11 protein-coding genes are annotated in these 25212 nt (G+C 43.3%); 5 read left to right on the top strand and 6 right to left on the bottom strand.

Annotated features, from left to right (window positions below):
* Window positions 1–156: 156 nt before the first annotated feature.
* Complete coding sequence (locus tag BSAG_RS07925) at window positions 157–4215, bottom strand: two-component regulator propeller domain-containing protein (protein ID WP_004313858.1); 4059 nt, start codon at window positions 4213–4215, stop codon at window positions 157–159.
* 112 nt (window positions 4216–4327) lie between these two features.
* Between BSAG_RS07925 and BSAG_RS07930 the strand changes: the two genes are divergently transcribed.
* Complete coding sequence (locus tag BSAG_RS07930; RefSeq protein WP_004313859.1) at window positions 4328–4969, top strand: carbohydrate-binding family 9-like protein; 642 nt, start codon at window positions 4328–4330, stop codon at window positions 4967–4969.
* A gap of 161 nt (window positions 4970–5130) precedes the next feature.
* Here BSAG_RS07930 and lpxA read toward each other — a convergent pair whose 3' ends face one another.
* From lpxA to BSAG_RS07955, 5 genes are all read right to left on the bottom strand, one after another.
* Window positions 5131–5901: an acyl-ACP--UDP-N-acetylglucosamine O-acyltransferase gene (gene lpxA / locus BSAG_RS07935; protein WP_004298353.1), complete on the bottom strand. Its 771-nt coding sequence runs from the start codon at window positions 5899–5901 to the stop codon at window positions 5131–5133.
* Window positions 5902–5919: 18 nt separating this feature from the next.
* A complete protein-coding gene (locus tag BSAG_RS07940; protein WP_004324284.1) occupies window positions 5920–7311 on the bottom strand; it encodes a TolC family protein in 1392 nt (463 codons plus the stop codon).
* A gap of 11 nt (window positions 7312–7322) precedes the next feature.
* Window positions 7323–10754, bottom strand: coding sequence for an efflux RND transporter permease subunit (locus BSAG_RS07945; RefSeq protein ID WP_008019299.1), 3432 nt, complete (start codon window positions 10752–10754; stop codon window positions 7323–7325).
* A 16-nt stretch (window positions 10755–10770) separates the two neighbouring features.
* Window positions 10771–11946, bottom strand: coding sequence for an efflux RND transporter periplasmic adaptor subunit (locus BSAG_RS07950; RefSeq protein ID WP_004316811.1), 1176 nt, complete (start codon window positions 11944–11946; stop codon window positions 10771–10773).
* 181 nt (window positions 11947–12127) lie between these two features.
* A complete protein-coding gene (locus BSAG_RS07955; protein ID WP_004316810.1) occupies window positions 12128–15235 on the bottom strand; it encodes a glycoside hydrolase family 2 TIM barrel-domain containing protein in 3108 nt (1035 codons plus the stop codon).
* A gap of 485 nt (window positions 15236–15720) precedes the next feature.
* Here BSAG_RS07955 and BSAG_RS07960 point away from each other — a divergent pair, with 485 nt between their 5' ends.
* The 4 genes from BSAG_RS07960 to BSAG_RS07975 are packed head-to-tail and all read left to right on the top strand — an operon-like array spanning window position 15721 to window position 25117.
* On the top strand, window positions 15721–18846 hold the full coding sequence (locus BSAG_RS07960) for a SusC/RagA family TonB-linked outer membrane protein (protein WP_008770452.1): 3126 nt from the start codon (window positions 15721–15723) through the stop codon (window positions 18844–18846).
* Window positions 18847–18857: 11 nt separating this feature from the next.
* Window positions 18858–20654 (top strand): RagB/SusD family nutrient uptake outer membrane protein, encoded by a 1797-nt coding sequence (locus BSAG_RS07965; RefSeq protein WP_004316808.1) that lies wholly within the window; start codon window positions 18858–18860, stop codon window positions 20652–20654.
* Between the two features lie 27 nt (window positions 20655–20681).
* The gene (locus BSAG_RS07970) at window positions 20682–23453 is read left to right on the top strand and encodes a SusC/RagA family TonB-linked outer membrane protein (RefSeq protein ID WP_004316807.1); all 2772 of its coding nucleotides are present in this window, start codon (window positions 20682–20684) and stop codon (window positions 23451–23453) included.
* Between the two features lie 8 nt (window positions 23454–23461).
* A complete protein-coding gene (locus BSAG_RS07975) occupies window positions 23462–25117 on the top strand; it encodes a RagB/SusD family nutrient uptake outer membrane protein (protein WP_004310401.1) in 1656 nt (551 codons plus the stop codon).
* The last annotated feature ends 95 nt before the right edge of the window (window positions 25118–25212 follow it).

Below are 25212 nucleotides of genomic sequence, written 5' to 3'. Positions count from 1 at the left end.
CCGGATTAAGAAACCGTTTATATCATAAATTTAGGCACGGATTACACGGATTAACGCTGTTGTTTTCATACTCATCGTTTTTTAATCCGTGAAATCCGTGTGATCCGTGCCTAATAATATAAGATTATTTTGCAAGAGTGCTTGTATAGTTGCCTGCTAATCTGTTTCTTCTCCGTCTCCTTCTTCTTCGCTCTCTTCTCCTTTACGATAAGCCAGCGGACTGACGTGATAAATCTCCTTGAAACATTTACTGAAATAGCGGGAGGAGGAGAACCCAATCCGGTCAGAGATCTCCGTGATATTCAGCTCCGGGTTATTCCTTAACATGACAGCGCCTTTCTTGAGACGTATGCTTAGGATGAAATCATTCGGGGTCTGGCCTGTAACTGCTTTCAGTTTAGTGAATAGGTTCGTACGTGCCATACCCATTTCGCGGGCGAAGATATTAACGTTGAAATCCGTATTGTCCAGATGACGTTCGATAATGGCCATCGCGCGGTCGAGCATCTCCTTATCCATCGGGTTGGTAGCCAACATTTGGGCAAAAGCCTGTGGTTGTTTGCTGAACTTCTCTTGCAATAGCCGGCGGGAATTAACCAGGTTATTGCAGCGGGAAATCAGAAGATTGGTATTAAACGGTTTCGTGATATAATCATCCGCACCAATCTTCAAACCTTCGATATTGTGCTCTATAGCAGTACGTGCGGTTAATAATACCACCGGAATATGGCAAGTGTTAAAGTCCGTCTTGATCTGTTTGCAAAGTTCCGTACCCGACATGCGTGGCATTACGACATCACTTAAAATGATGCTCGGCATATCCTTCTGTATCATCTCTAATGCTTCTACTCCGTCGGAAGCCGTACTAACTTGATAGAATGTTTCGAAAATACCGACTAACATCTGTTTGATAGATTCATTGTCTTCCACTATCAGCATTTTGGCGTCTTCGATACGCTTGTTATCTTCTTCTTTCCATTCCGAATCAGGGATTATTTCTACTGAAGGAACAATAGTCTCTGTTTGCTGGATGGTTTCCGTATCATCTTTCGCTATTTGCTCTTCTGTGAAGTGTTCCTTGCCTAGTTTGAGGGTGATAATGAAACTGCTTCCTTTGCCCGGTTCGCTTTCCACCCGGATTGTGCCGTGATGAAGTTCCACAATACCTTTCGTCAGTGCCAGTCCGATGCCTGTACCGGCTCCGGTATTCAGCGAGTTGAGATGTTCGGTCTGATAGAAACGGTCGAATATCTTATCAATTTCGGCAGCGGCGATACCTGTACCTGTATCTTTTATTTCAATGATGACATGGTCTTTCTCCTGCGATACATTAATCGAAATTGTATCTTCGGCCTTGGTATGCTTCACTGCATTAGACAGCAGGTTGTTTATCACTTTCTGCATCTGCTTTTGGTCATACCACACTTCAATGTCATCCTTCTGTTTGTTGAACTTGAAGTTGATTTGTTTACTGCTCGCATATTCGAGGAAGAGCAGATAATTCTCATACAGGAAGTTAACCAGATTGTGCTGGCTAACTTTGATCTTCATGTGACCCTGTTCCTGTTTACGAAAATCAAGTAGTTCCGTAATCAGTTCCCGTAATTGGAGACTGTTCTTGTAAATTCCCAACACCTTATTATATATGTTAGGCGTAAATGTCTGCACCTGCAGCAAAGTTTCCACTTGTCCCACAATCAGCGTTAACGGTGTGCGGAATTCATGTGAGATGTTAGTGAAGAAACGGAGTTTCGACTGGTTCAATGCTTCGAGGTCTTCAATATGCTTCTTTTCGTACTTCAAAGACTCACGGAGTTTGATGCGCGAATTATAGTTCTGAATAAGATACCATAACAGGCTGATAGTGACAATGGTATAAATCAGGTAAGCCCACCATGTCTCATACCATGAAGGGAGTACGATAATCAGCAGTCTGGCCTCTTTTATTCCTTCCCTCTGTGATTTGATGACAAGGGTATATTTACCCGGATTCAGGTTTGTATAAGTAATCAGCGTTTGCTTCCGGTAAGTATGGTTCCATTCGTCTGAGAAACCCTCCAGGCGATAGAGAATTTCATCTCTGTTGGCAGGGATGAAGTTGGAAGTGGCATATTCGATGCTAAACATCGATTGATTCGCTTTCAGACTGATTTCCGGAGTATGACAGATCGACTGTTCCAGGATACCGCTTTCATCTCCCGGAACTACTTCTTTTCCGTTGACAAGCAGGCGGGAAAGAATGATATTATATGATTTGGGAGTGAAATGTAATTTCTTCTCCCAGAAAGAAATCATTCCCTGAATACCGCCAAGGAATACTTCTCCGTCATGTGTCACAAATAGTGCGTTTTCATTGACGGCAGTCAACGGGAATCCATTCTCCGTACCGTAATTATAGAATTTCTTGCTTGGATAGTTGAACTGTGAGAAGCCTTGATTGGTAATCAGCAATAAGTCTCCTTTCTGTATGGACGATTCGCATACTTCGTAGATGCAGTCGCTGGATAAACCATCTGTCTGTACGTCAAAGTTCTCGAAGTCATCACTTTCCTTGCGGTAACGGTCGAGACCACTTCCGGAGGTGCAGAACCATAGATTACCATTACTGTCCTGCATGATACTGTTGATATTATTGTTGCTAAGGCTGTTCGGATTAGCGGGATTGTGTGGATAATTAGTAAGTTTACCGCTGTCGAACCGATAAGAATAAACACCCTCCCCGGTAGCCGCAATCCACAGTGTACCGTCTTTATCAATATAAAGACTGGCTACCATGCCAATACCTCTTCCTTCTTTCGTCTCTTTGAAGAGTTGTTGGCAAGCGCCTGTTGCCGGATTGAAAAGACAAACACCGTTTTGTGTGGCAACAACCAGCTTGTCTTTATAAGGTACAATGTCTCGGACGATATCCGAAGGTAGCGAGGTTGGATCTCCGGCTTTCATCCGGTAGACTGTGAAACGGTTGGTACGCAGGTCGAGTTTGTTCAATCCTCCCAAGTGTGTACCTATCCACATGATTTCATTAGTCCGGTCGTAATAGATTGCTTTGACGTTGTTATGGGAAATACTATTTTTGCCCTCTTCGTGGCGATACCACCGATAGGTGTTATTTTTCCGGTTGTACACATTCACGCCACCGCCTTCGGTACAAATCCATAAGTTTCCGTCTTTATCTTCAGTCATTCTGCCGACAATCGGGCTACTTAGACCTTCTTTCTCTGTATCTCCTGTCTTGTAGCGGGTATAGATTTCATATTCCGGATTGAAATAGTTGACACCTCCGAAATAAGTACCCAGCCAAATTGTTCCTTGTTCATCTTTGACGATGCACCAGATGGAGGAGTGGGTAAGTCCGTCGGGTTTGTTCGCGTTGGCAGTGTAAAGTTGGAATTTACCTGTGCTCTTTTCATAGCGATTTAACCCGTGAAAGGTTCCTATCCACAGATTTCCTGCATTATCTTCACAGCAACTCCTTACGAAGTCGGCACAAATACTGTTTGGATTTTTAGGATCATGACGGAAGTTCTCAATGGTACTATCTGTTTTTATCCGGTAGAGTCCTTCTTCCCAGGTACAGATCCATAATTCTTTAGACGAATCTTCGTAAATACTCGCGATATTACCTCTTGTGACAGGTTGGGAAATCTTTTTGTCTCCCGATAAACAGTAAAGTCCGTTACTGGTAGTTCCCATCCACAGATTTTTCTTTTCGTCCAGGTGGAGGCAGGAGAGGGTGATATCTTTTCCGGCAAGATGATAGTAGAGATCGAAGTTTCCGGTACTTTCATTATATACAAACACTTCTTCTCTTTTCCCGATATATAATTTCTCGTTGAAATAAATAGCATCCACATTGCCTTGCAGCAACGTTTTGAATCTTTGTGTGGTCAGATCGAACTCTGCTACCCCGTCCGTACAGAGCAGGTATACCTTCCCGTTTTTGTTTCCGGTGATACGCAGCACTGTATTGCTGAACAAACTGTTCGGATCGTTTTTATTAAGTTTGAAACTTTTGATATCGTTACCGTTATACCGGTTCAGTCCTTCACGCGTGCCAATCCATATAATCCCCCGTTCATCAATATAAAGGCTATTGACAGAAAATTGGGAGAGTCCGTCGTCCGTGGTCAAGTGGCTAAAAGTGATGTTTTGACCTTGTGTGCGGACTCCAGCTACGCTTAAAAATAGCAGAAATAAAAGAATTACTTTTCTCACTAATTTATTTTTTAAGGTGTTTACATCTATGCAAATATATTGTTTTTATTCGATTTCAGTGAACCTTATTAGAAGAAAGTAACTATATTTGTATCATTCAAACGAAAGATATATGAAAGTAAAGAAAATTAGTGCGGCTAACGTGGAGGCTTGTTCGCTTCCTAAACTATTCGATGAAGAAAAAATAGATTTTCAGCCGATCCAGTGTGTCAATTGGGCTGAATATCCTTACAAACCTAAAGTGAGTTTTCGAATTGCTCACACGCAGAACTCAATCTTGCTACATTTTAAAGTGAAAGAGGAGAGTGTACGTGCCAAGTATGGAGAAGATAACGGTTCTGTATGGACTGACTCTTGTGTGGAATTCTTTTCTATACCTGCAGGCGACGGGATCTATTATAATATAGAATGTAATTGCATCGGAACTATCCTGATAGGTGCCGGCCCAGTTCGTAACAACCGGGAACATGCACCGAAAGAAGTGACTGCTCTCGTACAACGTTGGTCTAGTCTGGGTAATCAGCCTTTTGCAGAACGTGTCGAGGAGACAGACTGGGAAGTTGCTCTCATCATTCCGTATGCTGTATTCTTTAAGCATCAGATTGAATCACTCGATGGAAAGGAGATAAAAGCTAATTTCTATAAGTGTGGTGATGAGTTGCAGACTCCTCATTTTCTTTCATGGAGTCCGATAGAGATTGACCAACCGGATTTCCATCGCCCCGATTTTTTCGGTACTTTGGAATTTGAATGATGAATTGAATTTCTGGATTTGAAGATGAATCACTAGTGTTGCTGAATCACTGAAGTATCCTCCATTTGTAAAAATATTATCTATTGCGTCATCCATCTATAAAAAAGAAGGGTGACGCTTTTTTTGAGCATCACCCTTTCTTTTTATAGATGTTATATTGTTTATTTCACAATCCCTCTTTCCGAGTTCTTCACGAAATTTACAATATTCTCGATTTCTTCACTCATAGGAACCTGGTCGATAATCTTCTGTACGGCATCCTGAACGCTGAAATTACCCTGATAAATCAAACGGTATGCGTTAGCGATGTGACGAAGGATTCTTTCCGATGTATTGTGATGTTGAGAAAGAACTACAGCGTTTACACCATGATATGTTACCGGATTTCCTGACATGATAACGTATGGAGGTACATCTTTAGATATACGGCAGCCGCTTTGTACCAGTGTCCAGCTTCCGATGTGACAATATTGATGTAAAGTGACATTTCCACTTAGGATAGCGCAATCATCCAACGTACATTCTCCTGCAATAGTGGTGCCGATACCTACCACACAGTTATTGTTGATTTGTACGTCATGGCAAAGATGTACTTTATCCATCAGGTAGTTTCCGTTTCCGATTTTGGTAGCATTGCCGGCAAATGTAGCGCGGCTGATTACTACATTCTCACGAATATCGTTATTATCTCCGATAATCAGGCTGCTTTCTTCTCCAGTATAGTGGAAATCTTGTGGTTCCGCTCCGAGGACAGCATTCTGATGTACCTTGTTTCCTTTTCCCATTTTAGTACCTTGCAGGATACTAGCGTAAGACATGATGACGCAGTCATCCCCGATCTCTACATTCTTTTCAATGTAGGCAAAAGGCAGAACGGTTACATTCTTGCCCAGCTTTGCTTCGGGATCTACGTAAGCTAACGGACTAATCATAATAGTATATGTTTAAAGTTATTCTTCTCTTCCACCACCCAGTGCCTGGTAAAGGCTTACTACAGCCTGCATCCGATCAAAGCAATCGGAAACCTGTGAGATTTGTGCGCTCAAGTAAGCCTGCTGTGCAGACAATACTTCCAGGTAGGTTGAAGTCCCTAAGTTAAACAATTCTTTTGTATCTTCCGAAGCTTTTTTGGCAGATTCTACTTGCATTTGACGAGATTCTACCTTTTCACTCGTCTTTTGGTATAAACTTAGCGCATTGCTGACTTCACTACCGGCATTCAACAGCGTTTGCTGGAAGGAGAGTTTCGCCTGTTCTTCCTGCGCTTTGGCCATTTTCAGTTTAGCGATATTTGCTCCGTGATAAAAGAGAGGCTGTGTCAGTGAGCCGATGGCAGTAGCCAGGAATTTTCCCGGATTAATGATAGCAGAGCCTGCGCTGTTTGTCCATCCGGCAGATCCACTAAGTGTAATTTGTGGATAGAAAGCGGAACGTGCGGAGTTCGTGTTATAATAAGCAGAAGCTAGTGACATTTCAGCCGCTTTTACATCCGGACGGTTGGATAATAATTGGATAGGTATGCCTACTGAAAATTCGGATGGTAGAATTTGCTTTTCGATGGTACCGCGTTGGATATGGCGGGGAGCTTCTCCAAGAAGAGTTGATAGAGAATTTTCCACTTCGCGGATGCTCTGTTCTATTTCCGGAATAGAGGCCATCACTTGTGCATAAGCCGCTTTACTCTGTTCGACACCTGCCGAATTGATATTATACATAGCAGCATTTTTCATTGCTTCCATTGTTTCGGCATTACGCTTTAATATTTCTGCTGTCTCTCTGGTGATTTCCAGTTGGCGGTCAAGCATTAATAAAGTGTAATACAGATTAGCAACATTGGCAATAATCTGCGTTTGTACAGCTTGTTTGTAAGCTTTGGCCTGCTTAACGGCAACATCTGCACCTCGTTTGGCATTTAGCAAGCCTCCAAAGAGACTAATCTCCCAACTGGCGGTTACCGGAAGTGAATAAGTCTTACTTGCTTTACTATTATCAAAACTGCTGATAGTACCTTGTGGGGACAAGGCCAGAGCTGGAACATAGGCTAGTTTGGCTGCCAACAACGGAGCCTGGGCTGCTTTGATTGATAGTATTGCACTCTGCAGGTCAGTATTTTGTTTCAGTCCCGTTTCGATGAGTGACTGGAGTTGCGGGTCGGTGAAGACTTCTCTCCACGGCAGATTACCGAAGTTGGCTGTATCCGAAACCAGTGTATCATTATCCGCTACCGGATCGCGATACAGGCCGGAAGTAGTGATATCTTCGGGTCTGTCATACGACTTATAGATGTGGCAGCTGCTCAAGAGAGCAGTTGCGCACAACATATATAGAATCTGTTTCTTCATATCGAATTTCATTATTTAGCGTATTGTTCAATCTCTGTTACGGCATCTGCATTGTCAATATCTTCCCATTCCATCGGTTTAACTTTCTCTTGCAGATACTGGAAGATAACAAACAAGGCAGGAACGATGAAAATTTGGCAAATCATACCGATTAACATACCACCGATAGAGGCAGTACCTAGTGTACGGTTACCGTGGGCACCTACACCGAAGGCAAACATCAACGGAAGCAAACCGACTACCATCGCCAATGATGTCATCAGAATCGGGCGGAGACGAGCACCGGCACCCAATACAGCTGCCCAAGTGATACTCATACCCATCTTGCGACGATCTAGGGCGAACTCTACGATCAAGATGGCATTCTTCGCCAACAGACCCATCAACATGATTAACGCGATCTGCATATAGATATTGTTTGACATCGTACCCAGAATCATCTTCAATGCCGAAATATTACCGATAGCACTTACACCATTCACAAACAGGAAACTGCCTAATAGACCGAACGGAATGGATAATAATACGGCCAATGGAAGAATGTAACTTTCGTACTGTGCACTCAACAATAAGTAAACGAATACAAAACAGAGTACAAAAATCAGTCCGGTAGCACTTCCGCTACTTTGAGCCTCTTCACGCGCCATACCTCCTAGTTCATACGTATAACCGGTAGGCAGGTTTTCTTGAGCAACTTCGGCAAGAGCCGTCAATGCCTGACCGGATGTATAACCACTTGCCGGAGCTACCATTACTTTCATAGAGGTATAAAGGTTGAAACGACTAATAATATCCGGACCATATACTTTCTCCACAGAAATGAACTGGGCAATCGGGGCCATCTCGCCTGCACTATTACGCACCTTGATATTTTTTAAAGATTCCAGGTTTTTGCGTGATAACGGATCTGACTGAATCATAACACGATACATCTTACCGAAACGATTGAAGTTGGATGCGTACAAACCTCCGTAATATCCTTGCATAGTAGTGAGGATATCGCTCGGGCTGATGCCAGCTTTTTTACAAGCTGCCGCATCAATGTCAATCATGTATTGCGGGAAATTCGGGTTGAAGGAAGTCTTTGCTGAATTAATTTCCGGACGTGCTTCCAATGCTGCCGTATAATCATTAACCACATCGAAGAATTTGTTCAGATCACCACCGGTCTTATCTTGCATATTGACCTCAATATCCGTAGATGCCGAGTAACCCGGGATCATAGGAGGAGCGAAGAACAATACCTGTGCTTCTTTGATAATCTTTTGTGCACGCATATATAAGGAACCGACTACAACGTCTGAATTCTGTATCATGGAACGTTCGTCCCAGTCTTTCAGTTTGATGATGAAAGAACCGTATGATGGTCCCTGGCCACCGATAAAGCTGAATCCGGAAATCATGGTACGTGACAATACCGCAGGATCGGAAGCGATCAGACTGTCTACACGTGCCAGGATTTTTTCAGAACGGTCTTGGGAAGTACCCGGAGGTAATGTCACTGCTCCCATCAGCGTTCCGGTATCTTCATTAGGCACCATACCTGTCGGAGTGGTGTTCATGAAGAATACAAGTATCGCAATGGAAGCGACAACTAATCCCATAGACAACCATTTCTTCTGGATAAAGAACAGTACTCGTTTCTTATAACGTTTCAGGATTGATTCGTATGTATCGTTGAATCTGTTTTTAAACTTCTTCGTACTCATTCCGATCAGTGCCAGAATACTAAGCACTACGAAAATTGCAGTGACTATCGGATTGATACTGAACAAACCAAAGATCATGCCGAGAATGGCAATAAGCGTCAAAGTAAGTGTAATTCCCGGATGCAACATCTTTCCGATAGCTTCGGTATATCTGTTGATCATAGTTGTATGGGCTGCCGTATAGGCTACTTTCATACGTTCTTTCAATGTGGAGTCTTCCGTTGTTCCATCTTCTTTTTTGTGAGGTTTCAGAAGAACGGCGCACAAAGCCGGACTCAAAGTCAATGCGTTCAATGCGGACAGACCGATAGCGATAGCCATAGTCATACCGAACTGACGATAGAATGTTCCTGCTGTACCTCCCATGAAACTTACCGGAACGAATACGGCCATCATAACCAGCGTAATAGATACGATAGCACCACCCAATTCATTCATGGCATCGATAGAAGCCAGACGGGCAGATGTATAACCTTGGTCAAGCTTGGCATGCACACCCTCGACGACCACAATCGCATCATCGACCACAATCGCAATAGCAAGCACGAGCGCACATAACGTCAACAAGTTCAGACTGAATCCTACCAGGGACAGGATGAAGAAAGTACCGATCAGAGCTACCGGAATGGCGATAGTCGGAATCAATGTGGAACGTAAATCCTGCAAGAAGATATACACTACGATAAACACCAGGATAAATGCTTCGATCAACGTCTTCACCACTTCATGGATAGAAGCGAAAAGGAAGTCATTGGCATTCATGGAGATGTTCAGTTTCAATCCGGTAGGCAACGTTTTTGATGCTTCATCCAACAATGCCTCAATATCACTGATGGTTTGTGTCGCATTGGTTCCTGCCATCTGGTATACGATACAAGTCACAGATTTGTGACCGTCTACCCGGTTGGTAAAGTTATATCCCAAGCGGTCCAGCTGAATTTCTGCTATATCTTTCAGACGGAGTACTTCACCGTCAGGAAGAGATTTGATAACGATATTTTCAAACTCTTCAGGCTGTTGCAAGCGTCCTTTATAACGGATGGTGTATTGGAAAGTCTGGTTACTGCGTTCACCGAACTGTCCTGGAGCAGCTTCGACATTCTGTTCTGCCAGAGCAGCGGAAACATCACCGGGAACGAGCTTGTATTGTGCCATGACGTCCGGTCGTAACCAGATACGCATAGAATAATCCTGACCCAAAACGTTGGCGTCACCCACACCCGGTACACGTTGTACTTGAGGAATCAAGTTGATCTTAGCATAGTTTTCAATAAACGATTCGCTATATGTATCTGTCTCGTCATAGAGAGAGAATACTACCAGCATGGAAGTCTGGCGTTTTTGAGTGGTTACACCGACTTTAGTTACTTCGGCCGGCAACAGACCTTGTGCCATAGAAACACGGTTTTGTACATTGACGGCGGCCATGTCCGGGTTTGTTCCTTGTTTGAAATATATGGATATCTCACCGGAACCCGTGTTTGACGCAGTTGAGGTCATATACATCATGTTTTCTACACCGTTGATTTGTTCCTCCAACGGAGCAATCACAGAATTCAATACGGTCGATGCACTGGCTCCCGTATAGGTGGCTCTTACCGAAACGGTAGGAGGCGCGATGTCCGGATACTGCGTGATAGGCAGTGTCGCCAATCCGATAGCCCCCAGGATGACTATCAGGATAGAAATAACGGTTGATAGTACCGGACGGTTAATAAATCTATCTAATTTCATAATGATTATCTGATTATTAGTTGAAGGCTGTGGCTAAATTACCGTCGTGTTGGTCTTTCAAATGTTGTTGATAGTTTGCTTCTTTTTGCGCCGGTGTGATAGGCTGAACCTTCTGACCGTCTTTCAGGTTTTGTACTCCTTCGATTACGATTTTATCTCCTGAATTCAAACCGGAAGTAACCAAGTACTCTTTTCCGTTATCCAGATTGAAGATTTTGATTTCTGTATATTTTACCGTGTTGTCCGGTTGCAAAACATAAACGAACTTCTTATCCTGGATTTCTACTGTTGCAGACTGCGGTATAGTGATTACATTCTCCATGGTATAAGGAATCAGAACGTTTGCAGTACCTCCGCTACGCAATACATGTTCCTTATTCGGGAAGATAGCACGGATGCTTACCGAACCGGTAGATTGGTCGATAACGCCTGTGATAGCATCTACTTTACCCTCTATATCGTATGTGGAACCATCGATTAATTGCAGTTTGATAGTCGGTATTTTGCTGATTTCTTCTTTGATAGTGCTACCGGACTTAGTCATTGCCAGCAATTCCTTTTCTGTCATTGAGAAGTATACATATACTTCGTCAATCTCGGAAACAGTAGTCATCGGTGTAGCGATAGAAGGGCTTACCAATGCTCCTACACGATAAGGGATATTGTTGATAACGCCATCTGACGGACTTTTAACCTGTGTGAATGACAAGTTCTGTTGAGCAGTGGTCAGTTGCGCTTTTGCTTGTGCCAACTGGGCTTTAGTCTGTGCCAAGGAGTTTTCTGCCATTGCCAGGTCATAGTCACTGATGATTTGCTTTTTGTTCAACTCTTTCTTATTGTCATACGTCATCTGTTGAGTACTCACTGCTGCTTCTGCTGTAGCTACTGCTGCTTTGGCAGTGCGTACAGCTGCTTCGTATTGAGTCGGATCAACAATGAACAACACTTGTCCTTTACGGACAGCTGCTCCTTCGTCTACACAGAGTTTCGTGATGAAGCCCGATACTTGGGGGCGGATTTCTACATCTTGTTTTCCTTTAATTGTAGCCGGATAGGCAGTTGTTAAATTGGCAGTCGTTTTTTGTAACTCTTGTACTGCATATTCAGGAACCTTTCCTGTGTCATTGCCCTTATTGCCACAACTAGACAAGAGGGCTACGCAAAATGCAAATAAAACAATTCTACTTTTCATACTTATAAATATCTGTTTTTTAATTTAATGCGTTTGTTGCCAGTGTGCTGTTCATCTATATAGATAAGGGGGTTAAGGAAGAAAAACCGGAAACTAAATTAGATAATTTAGTTTCCGGTTGCAAAAGTACTTTAAATTCGGTATTCTTGTTCTCTGATACCGTGTTTTTTAACTATGTTTTTTACTTTATTTTATGATATACAGGAGTCATAATAAAACTTAACTCATAATCCTGATAAGGAAGACGATATTTTTCCAGTGGGATAGCTCCCCAACTGTTGACACAGGCAAGTCCGGTTTGTGCCTTGTCGATACAGAAGTTGGTGAAGTCTGCCTTTTCTACTTCCGGTGAGTGACGCTGGTCTTTGCCGTCGCCGTCATCCAATGACTCGATGGTGTAATTCAGGGCAGAAGCGGAGAAAGGAGCACTCGATACGAATTGCAGTCCGTTGCCACTGATGTTCAGAAGTCTCCACCAGCGGATATCCGTTTTTGTTCCGGTTTCCTGCGGGCGGATGTAAGGATAGAATTGTTCTTCCACTGTCTGGCGATATTTACCTAACATGGCCGCGTGGTTGCGGTCGGCATAGTTTTCTCCCGGACCACGGCCGTAATATTCTATCTCGTTGAAGTTGACCGGCATACGCATTTGCATACCGAAACGGAACATGTCAGAAACTTTCTTGCTTTTGTCTGCCGCCATCTTTTGGGTAACTTTCACTGCTCCCTTGTTGTTAATGGTGTAAGTCAGCGATAATGTTCCGCCAATCGACTTCATGTCATATTCGGCACGAACTACTGCCTGATCGTTTTCAATAGCATGTTTCAGAGAAGTCAGTTTCAGTTCAGGATTCTTCCAGGCAGCATATTTGTGTTGCAGTCCGGCTCCGAAGTCATTGTCGGTCGGTGCGCGCCAGAAGTTAGGAGTCAGTGCGCTGCCATCTTCCATCAGTTGCATGCCGTTGACGTCGTAACGGCAGAGATAACCGTTGTGTTTGTTGAAATCCATAGAGAAGTTTTCACCTTTCACAATCAGGAAGTTGCGGTCGTTGTCCAAAATGGTGGGCACGATGACCGGAAGGTTAGATGCCTGTTGGTTTTCCAGTTTCAATTCCGGTGCTTTGTAGTCACGGATGCTTAGTTGGTCGTAAGCGATGGTAGCTCCTGCCGGCAGCAGTGTTTCGGCAGCTTTCAGTTTGTAGCTCACGTTGAGCAGTAATTCTTTGCAAGGACAGATGTTCTTTGTGTCAAATGGAATTTGCACTTTCACAGTTTGTTGGGGCGCTACTTTCAGGTCGGATACGATGCCTGTTTGCACTACTTCTCCGTTTGCCAGTAATTGCCATTCCATGTAATAAGCAGATAAGTCGCGGAAGAAATACTCGTTGAAGATGTTGATTTCACCTTTGGCAAGATCGGCAGGAGTCGTCCATATATCCTGATAGAAATAAGCTACTTCGTATGCATGCGGATTGGGTACGCGGTCGGGGCTGATCAAACCGTTGTCGTTGAAGTTATTATCCGAAGCGTCGTATTTGTTGAAGTCGCCGCCATAGCCGTAGATGCTTACTCCGTCTTTGTTTTTCCAGTGGCAGGACTGGTCTACGAAGTCCCAGATAAATCCGCCCTGATATTTCGGATATTTGCGGATGATGTCCCAGTATTCTTTGAATCCTCCCTGTGAATTACCCATAGCGTGTGCGTATTCACATTGGATTAACGGCTTTTGGATATTACCTTCGCTATATTTGATACAGGCGTCGTAGTCATAGTACATCGGGCAGAAAATATCGGTGAATTCGCTGGTTCCTGCTTGTTCGTACTGTACGGCACGTGTCTTGTCTTCATTCTTAATCCAGGTGTAGCATTTTTCAAAGTTCGGTCCCATGCCGGCTTCGTTACCCAGTGACCAGAAGATGATGGACGGATGGTTGTATCCGCGTTGTACGTTGCGTTGGTTGCGTTCCATGTGAGCTTTGGCGTAACTTGGGTTCTTTGCCAGTGTCTGGTCGCCGTAACCCATTCCGTGAGATTCTACGTTTGCCTCGGCTACTACATACAGACCGTATTGGTCGCACAGGTCATACCAACGGTTGTCGTCTGGGTAATGGCAGGTACGCACGGCGTTGATATTGAGTTCTTTCATCACTTTGATATCCTGCAACATACGTTCGGTAGAAACCACATAACCGCCGTCCGGGTCCATTTCGTGACGGTCGGCTCCTTTGAAGAGTACCGGTTGTCCGTTTACGAGTATCTGTCCGCCTTTCAATTCAATCTTGCGGAAACCTACTTTAACAGGGATTACTTCTACTACGTTGTTGCCGTTTTTCAGTGTAGCGGTCAGTGTATAGAGATTAGGCGTTTCAGCAGTCCATTTCGCCGGATTGGAGACGGATAGGGTTGTGTTTAATTTGCCCGAACCTTTCAGGTCGGCAGTCGCTACGCTGTTGCCTTGAGCATCTGTCAAGTTTAAAGCTACTGTGCCGCTTCCTTTCAGGTCAACGGCTATATTCAATGTACCGTCTTTATATTGGCTGTCCAAATCGGGAGTGATGCGAATATCCTGGATGTATTTCTTGTCGCGTGCGTAAAGATAACAGTCGCGTCCTACGCCGGAGTAGCGGAAGAAGTCCTGATCTTCCAGATAGCTGCCGTCGCACCAGCGGAAAACTTGAAAGGCGATGACGTTCTTACCCGGTTTCAGGTAGTTAGTCAGGTTGAATTCAGCTTCCAGTTTGCTGTCCTCGCTATATCCTACGTAGCGTCCGTTCACCCAAAGGTACATATTGGACGTTACCGAACCGAAATGTGCGAAAATTTCTTTGCCTTTCCAGTCGGCAGGAAGGATGATTTCTTTGCGGTAAGAGCCTACGTGGTTGTTTTCTGTCGGCACTAGCGGAGGGTTGTTTTTGAATTGACTTCTCCAGGCATATCCTACGTTGACATAGATAGGGTCACCGTAGCCGTTCAACTCCCAAACGCCGGGAACTTGAAGGTCATCCCAACCTTTGTCGTTGAAATTAGTCTGATAAAAATCGGTCGGGCGCGCGTCTGCGTGTCTCACCCAGTTGAATTTCCAAAGACCGTTCAGGGTCATGAAATTCGCGGAATTTTCTTTAATGCCGGCTTTAGCTTCATCAGCCGATGCGAAAGCAAAGTAATTAGTGTGCATAGCGGAACGGTTTACGGAATTCACTTCCGGATCTTTCCACTCGTTGAAGCTTTGCGCTTGAATTGCTGTCAGTCCCAATGCAGCCAAGCAGCAAGAGAGTAGTTGTTTCTTCATGGGTTTTTTGTATTAGGTTTGAATTTCTGGAGTCAAAGATAGGGAATAATTTGATTAATAAAGGAGAATAATAAGTCTAATAGGTATGTCAATAGTTCAATTTTAATTTATTTATGAACTATTCAATGGAGTCTGGTAATGGTATGTGAAGTTGGCATAGATTTATGATGAAAGAAGAACTTGGTAAATTAACTTTTTGAGTATCACCTCTCGAGTATGGTAAAGTAAAGAAGAAACGATGAATAGGCTGTATTTTTCTAGCGTGACATCCTGATACTATGAGTAATACAGCTAATTTTAATGCTTTTTATTTCTTATTTTGTACTATTTTGTCCCTTTTTAGTATGATAATTGTATCTTAAAAACTGTTATATTCACTTATTTTGCGGCGAGTGTTTTTAACAAACCTATTTCAAATTCTTAAATTTATTATTATGAACAAACTAACGAGACTAAAAAGATGCAAGAGGTGCATTAGTACGTTAATGCTTATGTGTTGTTCGCTCTTGGCATGGGCGCAAAATACAGTAACGGGAACTGTATTGGATGAATCCAACTTAGAGGTGATTGGTGCCAATGTAAAGGAAAAAGGCACGGCTAACGGTGCTATTACTGACATGAATGGTGTTTTCCATTTAAAAGTAAGCAATCTTCAAAAAGCAGTTCTGCAAATTTCGTTCATGGGATATGAACCTCAAGAAGTGCCATTAAATGGACGCAAACAACTGAAAATTATTTTAAAAGAAACGGCCAATGAACTTCAGGAAGTTACAGTTGTGGCCTATGGTACACAAAAGAAAGAAACTCTGACAGGAGCTATTTCTGCTGTAAACAATGAGGCGTTGATACGTTCGCCGAATGCAAGTGTGGCCAATTCGCTGGCGGGCCAGATTACAGGACTTTCATCCGTTCAGACTAGCGGTCAGCCGGGGCAGGAGGACCCTAAGGTATTTATTCGCGGAGTGGGTTCCTTAACAGAAAGTGCTTCCTCTCCTTTGATTTTGGTGGATGGTATAGAACGTTCGTTTTATCAAATGGACCCGAATGAAATAGAGAGCGTGACGGTTCTGAAAGACGCTTCTGCTACTGCCGTGTTCGGTGTGCGTGGTGCAAATGGCGTAATTTTGGTGACTACACGTCGTGGTAAAGAAGGTAAAGCGAAAATCTCAGTGAATTCTTCAGTTGGTATCCAGATGCCTACCCGAATGCTTAAAATGGCAGATAGCTATACGTATGCTACTTTGAGAAATGAGATTATAACAAATGATAAGCCAAATGCTACCGAGAACGATTTGGTGTTTAATAATTATGCAGTTGAACGGTTCAGATTGAATGATGAACCTATTATGTACCCCAGTATCGACTGGAGAAAGTACCTGCTTAATAAAACATCTGTGCAAACGCAGCATAACCTTAATATTTCCGGAGGAACAAAGGATATACGTTACTTCATATCTTTAGGTTTCTTATATCAGAATGGCTTGCTGAAACAGTTTGAAGGAGTGGGGTATGATAATAATTATAAATACAAAAGATATAATTATCGCGCGAATTTAGACTTTAATGTAACTAAGACTACCACGCTGAAGATCGGTATCGGCGGGATTGTAGGTAACCGAAATGAGCCGATGATTAATGATGCGACTAATTCGATTTGGACACTGATTAATCAGACAACTCCGTTCAGTAGTCCGGGTGTGATTGACGGACAACTCATAGTTACCCCCGAAGAACGTTTTGATAATAAAATCAATCTGGGCAATAGTGCTTTGCCTAAGTGTTATGGGACAGGTTACTCAACAGCTATTAATAATACGATGAATCTGGACCTTCTGTTGAATCAGAAGTTAGACTTCATAACCAAAGGGTTGTCGGCTGAAATAAAAGGTGCTTATAATACGAGTTATGGCTTTACCAAAAAGCGTAAAGGGCAAGTGGAACAATTTATGCCTTTCTATCAATCTTCTTTGGAAGATCCGTCACTTGGTTATGATTCGCCGGATTTCAACAAGAATATTGTTTATAAGATTAAAGGAGAAAATAAGAGCTTGCAATATGAGGAAACTTCGTCACGGGCACGAGACTGGTATCTGGAAGCAAGCTTGAGATATAACCGTAAGTTTGGTTTTCATAATGTCGGGGGATTGTTCTTGTACAATCAGAGTAAGAAATACTATCCCGCTCAGTGGGTGGGAGTACCGTCTGCTTACATCGGTTTTGTAGGCCGTCTGACGTATGATTACAAATCTCGTTATATGGCAGAAGTTAACTTCGGTTATAATGGTTCTGAGAATTTTGCTCCGGGTAAGAGATTCGGTGCGTTTCCTGCCGGTTCCATCGGTTATATCCTGTCAGAAGAGGCCTTCATGAAAAAACAGAAGGTGGTTGATTATCTGAAATTCCGCGCTTCTGTCGGCTTGGTCGGAAATGACAATCTTGGAAATAACCGCTTTTTGTTCTTGCCGGATTCTTATGATGTGAATCTGAGCGGAGTAGACGGGTGGAATAACAATAAGTATGGATTCAACTTTGGTTATAACAGCAAGGCGTTAATTCTGGGTGCATTGGAGAAGCGTCTGGGCAATCCGAACGTGACTTGGGAAACTGCGCTGAAACAGAACTATGGATTGGACGTTCATTTCTTGAAGAGCCGTCTGAAAATCTCTTTGGACTATTTCCTCGAAGAACGTAAGGATATTCTCATCAATCGTAAGACAGTACCTTTATTAACGGGATTGACTTCATCTATTCTACCTGCTGTAAATATGGGTAAAGTGAAAAACCGTGGATATGAGGTAGAAGTGAGGTGGAATGACAAGATCGGGCAGGTTCAGTATAATGTTCAGGCAAACGTTTCCTATTCAAAGAATAAGATTATTTTCCAAGACGAGGTTGAGCCTAATGAACCTTATATGTGGCGGACAGGAAATCCGGTCGGAACACTCTTCGGGTATGTGGCGGACGGTTTCTATACAGAAGCGGATTTCGGAGAGAACGGCAAACTGGTGGCAGGTCTGCCCGATCCGGGTGTGTCCGTGAAGCCGGGTGATGTGAAATACCGGGATTTGAACGGTGATGAGGAAATAACTTCCGACGACCAGACTATCATTGGAAACCCGACTCGTCCGGCTTATACATTCGGATTGAATTATGGTATCAATTACAAAGGCTTTTTCCTGACGATGAACTGGACTGGTGCTGCACAACGCTCTTTGTTGCTGGACGGAGCTTTCAGAGAACCTTTTGGTAATGGTAAAATCCGTGGTTTGATGCAGTTCCATGCAGATACGCGCTGGACACCGGAAACAGCTAATACAGCTACTACACCGCGGTTTACAGAGACAAATGCAGTCTATAATATGCGTTCTTCCTCTTTGTGGGTGCGAGACGGTTCTTATTTGAAGCTGAAGAATGTGACAATAGGATATAACTTCACAGATAAGAAGATGTTGAAGAAACTGGGTATCCAGCAGTTAGGCATAAAACTGACAGGCTATAATCTGCTGACTTTTGATAAGTTTGACATCATGGACCCTGAATGTAATCCGAATAATGCGGATTCTTACCCTATCATTAAAATATATAATTTAGGTATTAATCTAACCTTTTAATAGTGCTGACAATGAAAAACTATAAAAAATATATAGGTTGTCTTTCTCTCTCTGTATTGACACTGATAGGGTGCGAAGACCTTAAATTTGGAGAGAAATTTCTGGATAAGCCGATAAGTAACGAACAGAATATCGATTCTGTTTTTAACAAAAAGGTATATGCTGAGCAGGCACTGGCGGAAACTTATCATTCCCTGCCGGATTATCTGCCGATGCAAGGACGTCTGGGATATGGCGTTCTGGAAATGCTAACCGATCTGGGTGACTGGACGAAAAAGGGAGCGCCTAAATTCTATACAGGAACAGTGGACGGAACAAATACATATCTGGAACATCTTCCATATCGGTTGGATGTCGCCAATACTACGATAGGAGTAGGGCCGGTTTATGGTATTCGAAGAGCCTACATTTACATTGAGAATGTGGATAGAGTGCCGGATATGACTGCGGATGAGAAAGCGATAGGAAAAGCGGAAGCGCAAGTAATCATTGCCTATCATTATTCTCAAATGCTCCGTTATTATGGTGGTATGCCGTGGATAGACCATGCATATATGGCAGAAGATGCGATGAAATTTCCCCGTATGACAGTAGAAGAAACCGTACAGAAGATTGTTGGATTACTGGATGCGGCAGCCTCTGTACTGCCTTGGCAGGTGAATGCAGATAATGACGGACGAATGACGGCTGCTTCTGCTTTAGCGTTAAAGTCCAGAGTGCTTCAGTTTGTGGCGAGTCCTTTATTTAATGCTGAAAAGCCCTATCTGGAAGGAGATGCTTCGTCTCAGTTCCTTACTTGGTATGGCAACTATTCACCGGACAGGTGGCAGAAGGCGTTGGATGCCGGATTAGAATTTATGCGGGCTAATAAAAAGAACTCAGACGCTTATCAACTGGTGAATACAGGTAATCCCCGCGATGATTTTGCAGCAGGATATTTCAATCGCCATAACGGTGAAGTCTTGATTTCTTCCAGAAGATTCACCACTTATGCTACGGGAAAGCTTCCGTTTGCCCAGGTACGTTATGGAGTTGCTTCTCCTACATTGACTTATGTCGATATGTTTCAGATGAAAGACGGAACAGAATTCGACTGGAACAATCCGGACCATAAAAAATTCCCTTTCTTTGATAAGGACGGAAACCCCAGAAGAGACATCCGCTTATATGAAACGGTTGCTGTGAATGGAGATAAGTTTAGGGGCGCCCAGAAAGTGCAAATTTACGAAGGAGCCACCCAGGCGCCTTATAAAGACGGACGAATGAGTTACAATGGGGTTGCCATGAGAAAATTCATACGGAACTTCAATGACGAAGTGAATGGTAAATTTTATTCTTGTCCGTTGATCCGCCTTCCGGAGGTCTATTTGAATATGGCCGAAGCGATGAACGAATTGAATAAGGCGGAAGTCCGTGATGAGTTTGGTAATACGGCTTATGATTATCTGAATAAAACCAGACTGCGTGCGGGTATGCCTGCGATTTCGGCAACAGATGTTCCGGCCGGCAAACCGTTGCGTGAAGCAATATTACGCGAAAGAGCCATTGAATTCGGCTATGAAGAAGTACGTTATTTCGATCTGGTACGTTGGAAACGCTCAGATATATTTACCGGACAATTGTCACGTCTGATTATTAAAAAAGCGGCCGGTGAGCCAAGCGGCTTTTCTTATACCGTATCTCATGCAATGGCGGAAACGCGTCAGTATGCAAAACCTGAAAAGTGGAACGACAAGTATTTCCTGTTGCCTCTGCCTATAGATGAGATAAACAAGAAATATGGATTGATTCAGAATCCGGGTTGGTAATAATCAAATCGTTGAACAATAAGAAGAATGATTATGAATAAATCACTTTATATCGTAGCTTTCTCGTTGGCGTTTGCCACTACGGGTATAGCGCAAAATAATGAAGGACAAGATAAGGTAATCGATCTGGGCACACAGACGACCACCGAATTACGGAAGACACAGGCTGTCTCTACCATTTATTCGAATGAATTAGATAAAAATGCTGCCACTAGTCCTTACAATGCCATTTATGGCTTGTTGCCGGGATTGAGTGTGATGCAGAACACTAGTTGGGGCACAGATAAATCTCGTCTCAATGTGCGGGGACGCGGTTCTTTGAATGGAGATACACCTTTATTTGTAGTAGATGGTTTTGCACGCCCTCTCGAATATATTAACCTTTCGGAAATAGAATCAATATCCGTTTTGAAAGACGGTGCTGCTACTGCTCTTTGGGGAGGCAGAGGCGCCAACGGAGTGGTATTGATAACTACCAAACGCGGTATATATAGCCAGAAGGATATAAAAGTAGACTACAAGTTTGGTTTAGGCTTCCCTGTTAATCAGCCGGAATTTGCCGATGCTTATACCTATGCCAAAGCCCGTAATGAAGCATTGAGATATGATGGCTTGCAACCGGACATGGATGAAGCTTCTTTCCTGTCCGGAGGCAATAGCGATCTTTATCCGAATGTGGACTGGCAGAAAGAAGCGTTACGCAATCATACAACCAGTCATCAACTGGACATCACTTTCCGCGGGGGTGGCAAGCGGCTTCGTTATTTCAGTGTCCTCAATTACAAAAACGATATGGGACTGCTGAATAGCAAGTACACTGATTATACAGATCGCTATAACTCCCAGATGAAGAAATACTTCCTCAATCTTCGCATGAATCTGGATGTGGATATTACGGACGCGACAAAATTGAAATTGAGTATGCTCGGTATGCTGCGAGAGACCAAGCGTCCCACCACGTCGGAAGCTACTTTGTTTGAACAGATTTTCAACACCCCGTCCGCCGCATTTCCCGTGCAGACACAGAATGGATTCTGGGGCAGTAACAATGTGCTGAAAACAAACCCGATAGCCAATCTGGCGGACGTAGGTTATTATAAACTGAATCAGCGTATGTTGCAGGCGGATTTACGGTTGGTGCAGGATTTGTCTGTATTGACTCGCGGGTTGAGTGCGGAACTCGCTATTGCTTATGATAATAATGCGACCTATCAGGAAACAGCCAAGAAAAGTTTTATGTACCAGACCATTGAAAAAGGCACAGACGGAGAACCGATTTACACGAATTACGGAAATCCTAACGATGAACTGGAAATCAGCAACAAAGGATTGGCCAATCAATACATACATGCCAATTTTGAAGCGAAGGTCAATTATCACCGGACATGGGATAAACATGATTTTACGGCCAGTGCTATGTTTCGTCAAGAATCAATGACGTTGACAGGGGCTAATAACAGTCGTTACCGTCAATACATCATCGGAACCGCAGGTTATAATTTTGACAACCGTTATATGGTGGATATCGTAGCCAACTGTTTTGGAAGTAGCGTATTGGGGAAGAACGATAAGTATCGTGCATATCCCGCCATTTCTGCCGCCTGGATACTTTCGAACGAGAATTTCATGAAAGAAATTTCCGCTTTTGACTATCTGAAACTTCGTGCTTCTTACGGACGCTCCGGATATGATATTTATGATTATGACATGGATAAGCAATATTGGGTAGGAAGCGGTGCTTACTATTTTCAGGCCGGAAATACTTCTGCCGGAAGTAGCCTGAAGGAAGGAGTGTTGGCAATGGAACAACTGGATCTGGAAGTTGCGGATAAATATAATATCGGTTTGGATATGAGCCTGTTCAAGGGACTGACTTTTTCTATTGACGGTTTTTATGACAAGCGTACTAATATCCTGATTGACGGAAGTGGGCTGATCTCATCGGCAATCGGGGTTACTATTCCGCAGATGAATGCAGGAAAAGTGGAAACAAAAGGAACGGAACTCTCTGCCATGTGGAAAAAGGAATACAAGGACTTCAACTATTATATCGGAGCCAACTTCTCCTATGCCAAAAGTAAAGTCGTAGAAAATGGTGAGGGATATCAGCCGTATGGCTATTTGTCTAAAAAAGGTTACCCTGTCGGGCAGTGTTTTGGCTGGGAGGCTATCGGTTATTTCAGAGATGAGGCGGACATAAAGAGCAGTCCGGTGCAGAAATTCTCGGAAGTACGTCCAGGTGATGTCAAGTACAGGGATCTGAATGGCGATAACGTGATTGACAACAATGACCAGAAGGCGATAGGATATTCCACTGCCATACCGGAGATTTATTATGGCATTAATTTGGGATTTGAATATAAAGGTTTTGGCGTGGATGCTCTGTTTCAAGGAGTAGCCCATTATAGTGTGATGTTGAACACTGCCAGCGTATACTGGCCGTTGAGAAACAACACGAATATTTCCAACTGGTATCTGAATGACAGAATCCGCTGGACGGAAGAAACGAAAGACATCGCAAATGTCCCCCGCCTGACCACGCTGGATAATGCCAATAACTTCAGAAACAGTACACAGTGGTTGGAGAACGGGAGCTATTTCAAACTTCGTAACCTGAATGTCTACTATAACCTTCCTTCCTCTTGGGCGAAGAAAGTGAAAATGGAGAAGATTCAGGTATATGCGAGAGCTAATAATCTTTTTTCGCTCGATCATGTGAAGCATATGAACTGTGAAGATCTGAAAATCAATTATCCGGATATGACTTCTGTTTATTTCGGGTTGAATATTAACTTCTAAAATGTGAGATGACCATGAGAAAATATATCCTATTATATACAGGTTTGCTATTATCCGTATCGGGGTGTAGCTTGCTCGAATTGGACGAATCGACAGGCTTGGACAGGGAAGAGGCCTATTCCTACTTTAGCAATGTGAAAGGTTTGGCTACCTATGTTTATAGCCAGTTGCCCGGAGATCTCGGAGTGCTCGACGGGGCTTTGAGGGAGTCTGCAACGGATAATTCTGTTTATGTCTGGAGTGATAATAGTGTTCACGACTTTTATAACAATGCCTGGAGTCCCAACAATGCAGTCGATAATATGTGGTCGAAGTGCTATGGAGCTATCCGTTCCGTCAATTCATTCCTTGAAAACTATTCACAGGAAAAACTGGAGCGTTTCCGCTGGAACGACACGTATGAAGAAGACATTGCCAAAGCTACCATGTATCGTGAAGAATTACGGGTGTTGCGAGCTTTTTATCTGTTCGAACTGGCTAAACGATACGGTGATATTCCACTTTTGACACGTACGTATGCTTTGGATGAAATCAACGGCGTGGAAAAGACTTCTTTCAATGAAGTGATAAAATATATCTGTGACGAATGTAGTGACGCGGCCAAAACTCTGCCTGTCAGTCATCAGGACTTTTGGGCGGAGACGGGACGTGTGACCAAAGGTACAGCGTTGGCATTGAAATCCCGTGCTCTTCTTTATGCGGCGAGTTTGTTGCATAATCCCGCACAGGATGCCGATAAATGGAAAGCGGCTGCCGATGCGGCTTATGCTATCATAAAAGAGAACTGGTACAGTTTGCCGAAGACGAATGTAGATCCTCTGTATGACAAGAATGGTGGAAACGATGTATTGAAATCTCCGCAATTAATTTTTGAACGTAGAAATGGGGAAAGCTTTGATTTTGAAGCTAACAATTTGCCCATCAGTTATGAAAAGGGGAAAACAGGCAACGTGCCCACCCAGAACCTGGTGGATGCCTTCCAGATGACTAATGGAAAAGACTTTGACTGGGAACAGATTACACCGGGGCAGAATCCGTATGAAGGCAGAGACCCGAGATTCTATAAAACGGTGCTTTGCAATGGCGATACATGGATGAACTCGACCATCCAGTCTTATGAAGGAGGAAAAGACGGTGCCGGAACAACCGGAGCGACTACCACAGGTTATTATTTGAAGAAGTATATGAATGAGACTGTTTCTCTAGCTCCTTCCAATGAGAAAAAGAAACCGCACCATTTCATCATATTCCGTTATGCGGAAATTCTCCTGAACTATGCGGAAGCAATGGATGCCTGGAAAGACGCTGATTATACGGATAATGACCATCCGTTGTCTGCACGTGCGGCACTGAATCAGGTGCGTGCTGCTGCTGATATGCCTGCCATTACAACAAGCGGCGATGCGTTTACTGAAAGCGTCCGTCGTGAAAGACGAGTGGAACTTGCGTTCGAAGACCATAGGTTCTGGGATATCCGCCGTTGGAAAATCGGTGATAAAACCAAAGCTATTTATTGCATCAAGATCACTATGGAAAACGGCTTGCCTGTTTATAAGAAAGAATTGCTTGAAACACGTAACTGGGATGATAAGATGTACTTATATCCTATACCACAGACTGAATATTATAAGAATCCTAATTTAGGTCAAAATACAGGCTGGTAACTATGACTAAGCGAACCCTAAAAGTTTTTGTCTAACTTTTAGGGTTCATTGTTATGGGAAGAAGTCCTTTTCTATGTGTGGTCCCTTGTTCCAGT

Origin of the sequence: Bacteroides sp. D1, from assembly GCF_000157095.2 — a bacterium.
Taxonomy (GTDB): domain Bacteria; phylum Bacteroidota; class Bacteroidia; order Bacteroidales; family Bacteroidaceae; genus Bacteroides; species Bacteroides xylanisolvens.
The sequence above is the reverse complement of the archived record's forward strand: the minus strand, read 5'-3'. Positions and strand labels throughout refer to the sequence as shown.